Annotated in this window: 12 protein-coding genes; 5 read left to right on the top strand and 7 right to left on the bottom strand. The window is 63.6% G+C overall.

Annotated elements, in window-relative coordinates; translation table 11 throughout:
* On the bottom strand, nucleotides 1-984 hold the full coding sequence (gene gnd / locus LC343_RS12600) for a phosphogluconate dehydrogenase (NAD(+)-dependent, decarboxylating) (protein WP_223477493.1): 984 nt from the start codon (nucleotides 982-984) through the stop codon (nucleotides 1-3).
* A gap of 114 nt (nucleotides 985-1,098) precedes the next feature.
* On the opposite strand from gnd, the gene LC343_RS12595 reads away from it, so the two are divergent.
* Nucleotides 1,099-2,187, top strand: a complete 1,089-nt coding sequence (locus tag LC343_RS12595) for a site-2 protease family protein (RefSeq protein ID WP_223477492.1) — start codon at nucleotides 1,099-1,101, stop codon at nucleotides 2,185-2,187.
* Between the two features lie 6 nt (nucleotides 2,188-2,193).
* Here LC343_RS12595 and LC343_RS12590 read toward each other — a convergent pair whose 3' ends face one another.
* Nucleotides 2,194-2,439, bottom strand: a complete 246-nt coding sequence (locus LC343_RS12590; RefSeq protein WP_223477491.1) for a hypothetical protein — start codon at nucleotides 2,437-2,439, stop codon at nucleotides 2,194-2,196.
* A gap of 170 nt (nucleotides 2,440-2,609) precedes the next feature.
* On the opposite strand from LC343_RS12590, the gene typA reads away from it, so the two are divergent.
* The 3 genes from typA to LC343_RS12575 are packed head-to-tail and all read left to right on the top strand — an operon-like array spanning nucleotide 2,610 to nucleotide 6,348.
* The gene (gene typA, locus LC343_RS12585; RefSeq protein WP_223477490.1) at nucleotides 2,610-4,430 is read left to right on the top strand and encodes a translational GTPase TypA; all 1,821 of its coding nucleotides are present in this window, start codon (nucleotides 2,610-2,612) and stop codon (nucleotides 4,428-4,430) included.
* Nucleotides 4,430-5,071 carry a chloramphenicol acetyltransferase gene (locus LC343_RS12580; RefSeq protein ID WP_223477489.1) on the top strand — a complete coding sequence of 214 codons (642 nt, stop codon included), beginning with the start codon at nucleotides 4,430-4,432 and terminating at the stop codon, nucleotides 5,069-5,071. Before typA ends, LC343_RS12580 begins: the two co-directional genes overlap by 1 nt.
* A 59-nt stretch (nucleotides 5,072-5,130) precedes the next feature.
* Complete coding sequence (locus LC343_RS12575; protein ID WP_223477488.1) at nucleotides 5,131-6,348, top strand: MFS transporter; 1,218 nt, start codon at nucleotides 5,131-5,133, stop codon at nucleotides 6,346-6,348.
* A gap of 42 nt (nucleotides 6,349-6,390) precedes the next feature.
* Here LC343_RS12575 and LC343_RS12570 read toward each other — a convergent pair whose 3' ends face one another.
* The 4 genes from LC343_RS12570 to LC343_RS12555 form a co-directional block, all read right to left on the bottom strand.
* Entirely contained in the window at nucleotides 6,391-7,179 is a 789-nt protein-coding gene (locus tag LC343_RS12570; RefSeq protein ID WP_223477487.1) for a transporter substrate-binding domain-containing protein, read from the bottom strand.
* 30 nt (nucleotides 7,180-7,209) lie between these two features.
* Nucleotides 7,210-7,917 (bottom strand): amino acid ABC transporter permease, encoded by a 708-nt coding sequence (locus LC343_RS12565; protein WP_223477486.1) that lies wholly within the window; start codon nucleotides 7,915-7,917, stop codon nucleotides 7,210-7,212.
* A complete protein-coding gene (locus LC343_RS12560; RefSeq protein WP_223477485.1) occupies nucleotides 7,914-8,591 on the bottom strand; it encodes an amino acid ABC transporter permease in 678 nt (225 codons plus the stop codon). Before LC343_RS12560 ends, LC343_RS12565 begins: the two co-directional genes overlap by 4 nt.
* A 119-nt stretch (nucleotides 8,592-8,710) precedes the next feature.
* On the bottom strand, nucleotides 8,711-9,364 hold the full coding sequence (locus LC343_RS12555) for a septation protein A (protein WP_223477484.1): 654 nt from the start codon (nucleotides 9,362-9,364) through the stop codon (nucleotides 8,711-8,713).
* Between the two features lie 261 nt (nucleotides 9,365-9,625).
* Here LC343_RS12555 and LC343_RS12550 point away from each other — a divergent pair, with 261 nt between their 5' ends.
* A complete protein-coding gene (locus LC343_RS12550) occupies nucleotides 9,626-10,300 on the top strand; it encodes a hypothetical protein (protein ID WP_223477483.1) in 675 nt (224 codons plus the stop codon).
* A gap of 2 nt (nucleotides 10,301-10,302) precedes the next feature.
* Here the strand turns inward: LC343_RS12550 and ftsY are convergent, their stop codons facing one another.
* Nucleotides 10,303-11,961, bottom strand: a complete 1,659-nt coding sequence (ftsY, locus tag LC343_RS12545; RefSeq protein WP_223477482.1) for a signal recognition particle-docking protein FtsY — start codon at nucleotides 11,959-11,961, stop codon at nucleotides 10,303-10,305.
* Nucleotides 11,962-11,964: the final 3 nt, after the last annotated feature.

Raw genomic sequence — 11,964 nt, 5'->3', positions numbered from 1 at the left:
TCATGTTTTCTTCTCCAGATGCCCGCCAAAGGCGAGGCGCATGGCCGAGAGCGTTCGGTCCGCGAAGTCGGACTGGCCGCGCGAGGAAAAGCGCTGGAACAGGGCCGCGGAGAGAACCGGCATGGGCACGGCCGTGTCGATGGCGGCGTCGAGTGTCCAGCGGCCTTCGCCGGAATCGGAAACATGGCCGCTGAATGTTTCGAGCGCGGGGTCGTCCTTCAGCGCATCGGCCGTGAGGTCCAGCAGCCAGGACGAGATGACGCTGCCGTGGCGCCATACCTCGGCGATTTTCGGCACGTCGAGGTCAAAGCGGTAATATTCGGGGTGGTCGAGTGGTGTCGTCTCGGCATCCACGTCGTGGTCCTGCGACCCGGTATTGGCGGCCTTCAGGAGGTTCATGCCTTCCGCATAGGCGGCCATCATGCCGTATTCGATGCCGTTGTGGACCATCTTGACGAAATGGCCGGAGCCGGCCGGGCCGCAATGCAGATAACCCCGCTCGGCGGGCGTATCGCCGTCACCGCCCGGCGCAAGGGCCGCGAAAACAGGATCGAGGCGGGCGACCGCCTTTTCGTTGCCGCCGATCATCAGGCAATAGCCGCGATCCAGCCCCCAGACGCCGCCGCTGGTGCCGACATCGACGAAGTGCATGCCTTTCGGCGCCAGCCGCGCCGCAATGTCGACCGCGTCCGTGTAGCGGGAATTGCCGCCGTCGATGATGACGTCGTCCGCCTGCATCAGGGCCGCCAGCTGTTCCACCGTCTCGCCGACGATTGCCGCCGGCAGCATGATCCAGGCGGCGCGCGGTGGTTTCAGCAAGGCTGTGAATTCCTCGAGGCTGGCCGCGCCCGTTGCGCCTTCGGCGACCAGCGCCGCGACGCTTTCCGGGTGGATGTCGTGGACAACGCATTCGTGTCCGGCGCGCAGCAGCCTGCGCACCATGTTGCCGCCCATACGACCGAGCCCGATCATTCCGATCTGCATGCGTCTGTTCCTTGCTGTTTCGTCCCCAGAGGGCCACTTAAGTAGAAAACAGTCACCTTGTCAGCCGCGTCATGGAGATTTCACCTGTCGCGCGGCGGTTTCGGAGTTGATGTCATGCAATGGTCGTTTCCGGTCGCGAAGGTCGCGGGCAGCGAGATCCGCATTCACCTGACCTTTTTCCTGTTGCTGCTGTGGATCGGGATCGCCTCGTTCCAGCAGGGCGGCGGGGCTGCGGCCACCGAGGGCGTGGCGTTCATCATCGCGGTGTTCGCCTGCGTCGTGCTGCATGAGCTTGGTCATGCGGTCGCCGCGCGGCGCTATGGCATCAAGACGCCACGCATCACGCTCCTGCCGATCGGCGGTATCGCGCAGCTGGAGCGGATGCCGGAGGATCCGCGCGAGGAGATCGTCGTGGCCATTGCCGGGCCCCTGGTCAATGTCGTCATCGCCGCCGTTCTGATCGTGATCCTGGGGGCCTTTCCCAATCTCGCGGCCATATCGAATATCGACAATCCGGAACCGGGTTTCCTGGCGCGGCTGGCGACGGTCAATGTCATTCTCGTGCTGTTCAACCTGATCCCGGCCTTCCCGATGGATGGCGGCCGGGTGCTGCGGGCGCTTTTGGCCATGCGCTTCTCGCGGGTGCGGGCGACCGAGATCGCCGCGACGGTCGGGCAGGTCGCCTCCTTCATCTTCGGTTTTCTTGGTCTCCTGTCGGGAAACGTTCTGCTGATCTTCGTCGCGATCTTCGTCTACATCGCCGCGACCGGCGAATCGCAGGCGACGTCATTCCAGGCGATGGCGGCGCGGGTTCCGGTCCGCAGGGGCATGATCACCAAATACGAGGCGCTTGGATCGGCATCCACGCTGGGGGATGCGGCGGATGCGCTGTTGAGGACGACGCAGCACGAATTTCCGGTCATCGATGGCGGCGGCAATCTGCGCGGCGTGCTGACGCGTTCGGCCATGGTTGCCGCGCTGCAGCAGCACGACCGGAGCTATCCGGTTCACGAGGTGATGGCGCGCGACATTCCGCTGGTGCCGGACACCGCGATGCTGGATGCGGCCTTCAAGCTTCTGCAATCGCCGGGCGATGACGTTCCGGCCGTTGGCGTGACCGACCGCGAGGGCCGGCTGGCTGGCTATGTTACGACGGAGAATATCGGCGAGTTGATGATGGTCGGCGAAGCCGCGCGCCGTTAGCGCGGCCTATTCGGGAAAGCAGGCGAGCGGGATATCGGGCCATTTGGCTGCGTCGCATCCGTTGACCCTCTGCTGCTGCCTGAAAGACTTGCTCGTCGGGCCGGTCACCATCGCATCGACGCCGTAAGGCGCATCGGCATAGGCCAGTTCCGCCTCGGTTGGCGTGTCGTCCGGGCCGGGCGCGACCACGCCGCCGAAAATAGTCAGGGCGGATGCCAGAGCGGCTGCGGGCAGGATGTGAAGGGCCATCATTCGTTCTCCTTGGAACGCAGATTGCGCTTATTGCGTTAATGCTTCGTTAGGAAACAGGTTCCGCAGCCGCTAATTTTCAATGGTCTTTCGCATTTGCGAAAAAGCCTGTATGAGCGCGGCAACGACAATGCCGGGCGTTTGGTCCGGCCCTCGATTTCCGGATACACACAATGGCACTACGCAACATCGCGATCATCGCGCATGTCGATCATGGCAAGACAACGCTCGTCGACGAACTTCTCAAACAGTCGGGCGTCTACCGCGACAACGAGCGCGTGCAGGAACGCGCGATGGATTCCGGCGATATCGAGAAGGAGCGCGGCATCACCATTCTCGCCAAGGCGACCTCGGTGGAATGGAAGGGCACGCGCATCAACATCGTCGACACGCCCGGACACGCCGATTTCGGCGGCGAGGTCGAGCGCATCCTCTCAATGGTGGACGGCGCGATCGTGCTGGTCGATGCCGCCGAGGGTCCGATGCCGCAGACCAAGTTCGTCGTCGGCAAGGCGCTGAAGGTCGGACTTCGCCCGATCGTCGCCGTCAACAAGATCGACCGGTCCGACGCGCGCGCCGACGAGGTGATCAACGAGGTGTTCGACCTGTTCGCCGCGCTCGACGCGACCGACGAGCAGCTCGATTTCCCGATCCTGTACGGGTCCGGCCGCGACGGCTGGATGGCGCCCGAGACGGAGAAGCCGGCGGATGCCTCGCTCGCACCGCTGTTCGACCTCGTCGTCGACCACGTGCCGGAGCCGAAGGTCGAAGCCGGCCCGTTCCGGATGATCGGGACGATTCTGGAAGCGAACCCCTTCCTCGGCCGCATCATTACGGGCCGCATCGAATCCGGCTCCATCAAGCCGAACCAGACGGTCAAGGTTCTCAATGCCGATGGAAAGCTCGTCGAAAACGGCCGCATCTCGAAAATTCTCGCCTTTCGCGGGCTGGAGCGCCAGCCGGTCGAAGAGGCGCAGGCGGGTGATATCGTCGCCATTGCCGGCCTGTCGAAGGGCACGGTCGCCGACACGTTCTGCGATCCGTCGGTCACCGAGCCGTTGACGGCCCAGCCGATCGACCCGCCGACCGTGACGATGAGCTTCCTGGTCAATGATTCCCCGCTTGCCGGCACCGAAGGCGACAAGGTGACCAGCCGCGTCATCCGCGACCGGCTGCTCAAGGAAGCCGAGGGCAATGTCGCGCTGAAGATCGAGGAAGCCGATTCAAAGGATTCCTTCTATGTCTCCGGCCGTGGCGAATTGCAGCTCGCGGTGTTGATCGAGACAATGCGTCGCGAAGGCTTCGAACTCGCCGTCTCGCGACCCCGCGTCGTCATGCACAAGGACGAGAGCGGCACGCTGATGGAGCCGATCGAGGAAGTCGTGATCGACGTGGATGACGAACATTCCGGCGTCGTGGTGCAGAAGATGTCGGAGCGCAAGGCGGAGATGGTCGAACTGCGCCCGTCGGGCGGCGACCGCGTCCGGCTGGTCTTCCATGCACCGACACGCGGCCTGATCGGCTATCAGTCCGAGCTCCTGACGGATACACGCGGCACCGCCGTGATGAACCGCCTGTTCCATGGTTATCAGCCCTACAAGGGCGAGATCGGCGGCCGCGTGAACGGCGTGCTGTTGTCCAACCAGGCCGGCGAGGCCGTTGCCTATGCGATGTTCAACCTGGAAGATCGCGGTCCGATGGTCATCGATCCGGGCGCGAAGGTCTATCAGGGCATGATCATCGGCATTCACACGCGCGACAACGATCTTGAGGTCAACGTTCTCAAGGGCAAGCAGCTGACCAACATCCGCTCCGCCGGAAAGGACGAGGCCGTCAAGCTGACCCCGCCGATCAAGATGACGCTCGATCGGGCGTTGTCCTGGATCCAGGATGACGAGCTTGTCGAGGTGACGCCGAAAAACATCCGTCTGCGCAAGGCATTCCTCGACCCCAATGACCGCAAGCGGTTCGAAAAGGCGAAGGCCACCGCCTGATGGCGGAACGCGTCGTCGACCTTGCGACATGGCCGCGCGCGGAGACTTTCCGGCTCTTTCGCGGCTTTGAGCGGCCGCATTACGCGATCACGTCGCGCGCCGATGTCACGCGGCTGGTCACGGAACTGAAGCCGGCCGGTGTCTCGGCCTATCGCGCCTGCATCTATGCGATCGGCGCCGGCATTCACGCGGTGCCGGCGCTCAGGATGCGGTTTCGCGGTGATGTTGTCGTGGAGCATGACCGCGTCGATCTCTCGATGACGGTGCCGCGCGCCGACGGCAGTTTCGGCTATGGCTATGTCGGGTTCGATCCCGCCTGGGCGGTGTTCGATCCGCTTTGCGCCCGGGAAATCGCGGAGGCGGCCGAGCGGGACGGGCTTGGCGCGAATGAAGGCTTTCGCGACGACGTCGCCTATCTGTCCTGTCTGCCCTGGATGGACTTCACCAGTCTCAACAATGCGATGCCCGGCTCGGACGAGTGCATTCCGCGAGTGTCATGGGGGCGGTTCACCGATGACGGCAACGGCCGCCACTCCGTCGCCGTGACGATCGAGGTTCACCATGCGCTCGTCGACGGGCGGCACCTCGGACTTTTCTACGAGGCGTTGCAGGCCGCGTTGGATGCTATCGAACCGGGCTGAGCTTGCACGGAGCGGGCGCCGGGCCTACTGAGCAGAAAGCTCACCGGAGTTGTCCCGCAGTGTTTTCATCCCTTGCGCTTGTGCTTCGCGATCCGCTGCTGCGGCTGATTCTGGCCGGCCTGTTCCTTGTCGGGGTGGCGGTCTCTTCGGTCATGCCTTTTGCCTCCCTGGTGGGGGTCGAGCGGTTTGGCCTTGCCGACGCGACCTATTCGAGCATCCTTTTCGCCGCATCGCTCGTCACCGTGGCGGCATCGATCGTGATCGGCATCGTTTCCGACCAGCGCGCCAATCGCCGCAAGTTGCTCGTCGCGACCTTCGCAATAGCAGCCGTCGGCTATTTCCTCGTCTTCGCGGCGAAATCTCCGCTGGTTTTCGCGGTCGCGCACATGACGCTGATTCCGCTCGGGGGAACGGCCTTCAGCCAGCTCTTCGCGCTTGCCCGTATCGCGGTGCGTACGCGCGCGCCCGACAGTTACGACGAGATTTTCGGCGTTGTGCGCGCGAGCTTTTCGCTGGCTTTCGTCATCACGCCGCCGCTGTGGTCGATGGCGCTGGCCAGCGGTGCGGACCTGACCGACATCTACATTTCGGCGGGTTTGGCGACGGTCATATGTTTCGCGCTGGTGGCGATATTCTGGCCGGCGGGTGCGGCCGGCGCGCTGGAGGACACGAGATCCGGGCTCGGTATCATCGCGGCCCTGAAGGAAATGCTGGCGCCGTCGATCCTCGCGCGGATGCTGGCCGTCGGGTTCATCACCGGTTCCAACCAGCTCTACATGGTCCTGTTCGGGCTTCTGATCGTCAGAGAAATCGGCGGCGAGACGGCCGATGTCGGGCGGTTTCACGGCGCGATCGCACTGCTCGAAATCCCCTTCATGCTGATGTGCGGGATCGCCCTGAGGCGCCTGTCGAAGCCACGGCTGATCGCACTGGGCGGGACGATCTATGCGGGCTTCCTGTTTCTGTTCGCCTCGATGACGTCGATGGCCGTCGCCTACTTTCTGGTCGTTCCGGCGGCGCTCGGCGCTGCGGTGATCCTGTCTGTCTCGATCTCCTATCTGCAGGACCTGATGTCGACGCGGCCCGGAGCCGGCGCCGCGCTGATGGCGGCATCGAATTTCGTCGGGCAGATGGTCGCCGCGATCGCCTTCGCCGTCGGTACGGCGGTGACGTCCTATGCGGGAACGGCGGTTATCGGGGGGATGCTGGCGTTGGCGGGCGTCACGGCATTGCTGGCGATGGACAGCCGAAGCGGACAGGCGCGGGCGCGGGCCTGAAGCGGCCGCCCGCGCGAGGCGGGCAGCCGGAAAGATCGAGCGTCAGAGCGCGGGGAGGTCGGGCAGTTCCTGGCCGAGCCATTTTTCGGAGAGGCTGTTCAGGTCGCCGCCAAGCTTCTTGTGCAGGATGAAGACATTTACCCACTGGAGAAGATCGACATTGCCCTTCTTCACACCGATGAAGGCCGGCGATTCCTTGATGATGAACTTGGTCTCGACATCAAGGTCCGGATTGTCGGCTGCAAGCTGTGCGGCGACCGTGTTGCCGGTCACGATGACATCGGTCTGGCCGGAAACATAGGCGGCGAGGTTGGCGGCGTTGTCGCCGAAGCGGATGATCTCGATGCCTTCCGGTCCCTTCTCGGTCAGTTCGAGGTCTTCCAGCGTGCCGCCGGTCACGCCGACCTTGAATCCCGCGAGTTCGTCCACGGAGGAGATCGCCTTGTCCGACGAGGCGAATGCGCCGGAGAAGAAGGGCGCATAGGCGCTTGAGAACCAGATCGACTTGGCGCGTTCAGGATTGGCGCCCATCGACGAGATGACGAGGTCGACCCGGTCGGTTTCGAGGAACGGAATACGCTGCTTCGAGGTCACCGGAACAAGCTCGATCTCCACGCCGAGATCGGCGGCGATCAGGTTGGCGACATCGACGTCATAGCCGACATAATCGCCTTCGGCCCCGAGCGACCCGAAGGGCGGAAAGTTCTCGGGAATGGCGATCTTGATCGTGCCGGCCGAGAGAATGTCCGAAAGCTCCGCCTTTGCGGGCACGGCGACGATCAGGGCGGGCAACAGCGCCGCCATCGCGGTCTTCATCAGTCTTTTCAGCATGTCGATTTCCTTTCTTCTGGGTGAAACGGGTCAGGCCGCCGGTTTGACTACCCTGCCGCGCACGCCGCCGAGACGCTTTTCGAGATGGCGCGAATAGAGCGACAGCGGGTAGCACAGGGCGAAATAGATGAGGGCCATCAGCGGAAAGATGACGAAGGGCTCGGTGCCATCGACCGGCGCGTTGGCCCAGCGCTTTCCGGTGTTCATCAGGTCGTGGAAGCCGATGATGTAGGCGAGCGACGTGCCCTTGATGATCTGAACCATGAAGCCGACGGTCGGCGCGAGCGCGAAGCGCACGGCCTGGGGCATGATGACGAGGCGCAAAACGGGAATGAAACGCAGCCCGAGCGCGGCGGCGCCTTCCCACTGTCCGCGCGGGACGCTCTCGATCGCGCCGCGCCAGACATCGGCGAGATAGGCGCTCGTATAGAGCGTCAGGGCGCAGGAGGCGGCGATCCAGGGATTGATGTTCGAGCCGGTCAGGCGCGGTACGCCCAGCCCGAGCAGGAACAGCAGCATAAGCAGCGGCACGGACTGGAAGACCCAGGTGTATGCCGCCGAGACGCGCTTGGCATTCTTCGAGGGCGCGACGCGCAGAATGGTGATTGCCAGCGCGACCAGCCCGCCGCCCAGAAAGGCGATCAGCGCGAGGTAGATCGTGAACTGGGTCGCATCGAGCAACTGGTAGAGGACGATGCCGAAGGGTTTCCCGAAGATTTCCGCGAACAGATCCTTCATGCGGTCGCCCGCCATTTGAACATCGTGCGGTAGATCAGGTTCAGCAGGCCTTTGAAGGCGAAGGCCGTCAGCAGGTAGATTACCGTCAGGACGATGAAGACCTCGAAGGACCGGAAGGTCCGGCTGTCGATATAGAGCCCGGCATAGGTGAGGTCGCGGACGCCGATCTCGGAGATGATGCCGGTGGTCAGGAACAGGAAGATGAACTGGCTGTTGAGCGAGGCGTACATTTTCCCGATCGCCTGCGGCAGCACGATCTTGATGAAGATCAGCCGTTTGCGCACGCCAAGCGCTGTGGCCGCCTCGATTTGCCCGTCGGGCACCGAGCCGTAGCCCGCGCGCAGGATTTCGGCGAAATAGGCGGAGAAGTTGATTGTCAGCGCGAGCAGGGCATGCGCCGTGAAGTTCCACTGGTAGCCGAACAGCATCGGCAGGCCGAAGGCGACGAAGAAGAGCTGCACGATCAGCGGTGTGTTGCGGATGAATTCGACAAAGGCGGCGGAAACTTGCGCCAGCACCGGTACGTGAAAATAGCGCGAGGCGGAGAGGAGGATCGCGATAGTGAGACCGATCAGCCCGGCCCCCGCCGACAGCAGCGCGCTGCGCAACGTGCCCTCGAGCAGCAGCTCAAGATATTCGGCATTTCGGTAGATCTCGAAGAACCGGAATTCCATGCCCCTTGATCAGGCAGGTTCCGTGCCAAGCGGCGAAATGCCGCAACTGGCCGCCGCAAGTTGTAAAATTATGCGAGTTCAGGCGGAAAGGCGCTCATTTTTTGAGCATCCGGCTGCAATCAGGCTTCATCGGGATTTTCGTCCAGCGAGTGGCGGTTGATCAGCGGCATTTGCGCCATGGTGAAGATGATCGCCAGCGGGGTGAAGCCCCAGACCTTGAAGGCGATCCAGAAATCGGTCGAGAAGTTGCGCCAGATGATCTCGTTGACCGCCGCCATGGCGAGGAAATAAAGGCCCCAGCGAAGGGTCAGCTTGTTCCAGCCTTCGGCATCGATCTTGAAGGCGCTGTCGAAGACGTAGCGCAGAAGCGACGTCTTGAAGAAGAAGAGGCCGCCGAGCAGGATCGCTCCGAACATCGTGTTGATGATGGTCGGCTTCAGCTTGATGAAGACTTCGTCCTGCAGCCAGAGCGTCAGCCCGCCGAAGACGACGACGACGACGCCGGAGACGAGCGGCATGATCGGCAGGGTCCGGGTCAGCATCCACGACACGATGAGAGCGACCACCGTGGCGGCCATGAACAGGGCGGTGGCGATGAAGATCGGACCGCCAATGTCGGCCAGCGCCGGGAAGCGCTCGGCCAGCCATTCGCCGCGCGAATTGCCGAAGAAGAACACGACCAGCGGCCCGAGTTCCAGAGCCAGCTTGAGGAGGGGATTGATCTTTTCGCGTTCGGGATCGGCGGGGTCGCGCTCGAAAACCGGCTTTGTCATGGGGTATCCGCTTCGAATGGGGCCGTTCGCTTTCACCTAGGCGATTGAATCGCGATTTGCCAGTGCGAAGCGCGAAAAGCCGGATCGGCGGATTATGTTGCGGTGCAGCAAAAACTGGTGTTATGCTTAATCATTCGTCAACGAATCGGGCTCACACTCGGTTGGCGATGCTACTTTCGTAGCAGCACCACGATCCGGGAGGACACGGCCGTCTAGCGAGGCCCGCCTCCCGCGCGCTTCGCTCAAAGCAAGGAGCGCGACATGCCGAATCCGTTGATCAAGTCAGTCCTGTCAGTCTTTTTCTGCTTCACCGCGAGCGGGGCCTTCGCCTGCGAGTTCCGTCCGAACGGCGCGAGCGGGCCGGAGCCGGCGGCGACACTCGACATGCTGCCGGAGGGCATCGTTTCCGGCACGCTTCGCTGCGGTTCCAGGGCGCATGCGGCGCTTGTCTGGACACTCGGCGTCGATGGCGGCCAGGAAAATCTCGGCGTTCGCGACGACAAGCTCTTCGAGATTCGTCACACCGGACCGCTGAACCGGCTGATGGCGGCGCATGTCGAGGACCACGCGCACATCACGGTGTTCGAACGCAGCGAGACGGTGAAGATTTCGAGCGGTCCTCTTCCCGAGGGGCGCTTCAGCATCCGCCGGTTTTTCACCTTCTGCGATATCGACCATGCGGCCGACCCGCTGGACTGCTCGATCGGAAAGGCGCGCATCAAGGGCCGGCGCACGGCGCACGACACGAACAAGGACGGGTATCTCGATATTTCCGAGCACGAGATCAGCTATTACGACGGCGACTCGAAGCTGCACGTCTTGAGTTTCGCGACACCCTATGGCGACAGCCTCACCGCCGATGCTGGACTGTGGATCGAGGCGGTCAATGCGGTAAGCGACGTGCTGAAGCGGCGGGAACTCGCCTCGGCCGAATAGCGTCAGGCGGCCACGCCAGCGATCGCGGCGGCGAAATCCTTCGCGCGGAATGGTTCGAGGTCGTCGACGCTTTCGCCGACGCCGATGAAATAGACCGGCAGTTTGTATTTCGCCGAGATGGCGACGAGGATGCCGCCGCGCGCCGTGCCGTCGAGTTTCGTCATGACGAGGCCGTTCACGCCCGCGACGTTGCGGAAAATCTCGACCTGGTTGAGCGCGTTCTGACCCGTGGTGGCGTCGAGCGTCTGCAGAACGGTGTGCGGGGCTTCGGGATCGTGTTTCTGGAGCACGCGGACGATCTTGGCCAGTTCGTCCATCAGTTCGGCCTTGTTCTGCAGGCGTCCGGCTGTGTCGATGATGACCACGTCCGAGCCGTTGTCCTGCGCCGTCTTGAAGGCGTCCCATGCGAGGCCGGCCGCATCCGCGCCGAGCTTCGTGCCGACGAAGGTTGATCCCGTCCGGTCGGCCCAGATCTTGAGCTGTTCGATGGCGGCTGCGCGGAACGTGTCGCCCGCGCCGAGCGTCACCTTGAGGCCGGCGTCGCGCAGCTTGGCGGCGAGCTTGCCGATTGTCGTGGTCTTGCCGGTGCCGTTGACGCCGACGACCAGGATGACATGCGGCTTGTAGGAGAGGTCGAGTTCCAGCGGGACGGCGACCGGGTCGAGGACCTTGGCGACCTCTTCCGCCATGATGGCGCGTACTTCCTCGTCCGAGACCTCGCGCCCATAGCGGCCCGAGGCCAGCGTGTCGGTGATGCGCATTGCCGTTTCCAGGCCGAGATCGGCCTGCAAGAGGACGTCTTCCAGTTCCTCCAGCGTGTCCTCGTCGAGCTTGCGCCGCGTGAAAATGCCGGAAATGGAATCGGAAAGCTGGCGTGACGATCGCGACAGGCCCGATGTGAGGCGGTTCAGCCAGTTGCGGCGCTCGGGCTCTGCAGGGGCGGCTGCCGCGACGGGAGCGCGTTCCTCGCCGATGAGCACCTTGCCCGCCGGATCGGCCGGTGGCGCATCAGCGGCAGGCTCGACATCGGCTTCGTTTTCGGATGCCGTTTCAGGCTCAGGCTCAGGCTCAGGCTCAGGCTCAGGCTCAGGCTCAGGCTCAGGCTCAGGCTCAGGCTCAGGCTCAGGCTCGACCGTTTCGGAAATCGCGGGCTCCGGCGCGGGTTCGCTTGCCGGTTTCGGTGATTTCGCTTCGGCAGATGTGAATTCCGCCGGGAAACTGCCCGGCGGAATCTCTGACGGCGTGTAGGACGGAACCTCGACGGGCTCCGATGGAACCTCGTTCGGCGGTTCGTAGACGGGCTCATGGACGGGTGGCGCTTCCGGCGGAGAATCCGGCGGCGAGATGTCAGGTCCGTGATCGGGCTCCGGCGTTTCCGGGCCCGGCGGCAATTCCTCGGGCCATTCGCCGGGAACGGGTTCCTCCGATGGCGGTGTCTCGGGCGGCGCGTCCGGCGCCGGTTCCTCGGATGGCTGCGGCGGTTGCGGTTGCTCCGGCGGTATCGGCGGAATATCCGGCTCGCCACCGGCGGCGATCACGCCTTCGGGCGCGGTTTCGGCGATGGTCGTTTCGGGCGTTTTTTCCGCAGTGTCTTCCGCGGGAACGTCCTCGACGGCCTTCCTGCCGAAGGAGAAGATTTTCTTGACGAATCCTAGAGCCATGGC

The sequence above is a fragment of the Oricola indica genome (assembly GCF_019966595.1).
Taxonomy (GTDB): Bacteria; Pseudomonadota; Alphaproteobacteria; order Rhizobiales; family Rhizobiaceae; genus Oricola; species Oricola indica.
This window is presented reverse-complemented; position numbering and strand designations above follow the sequence as displayed.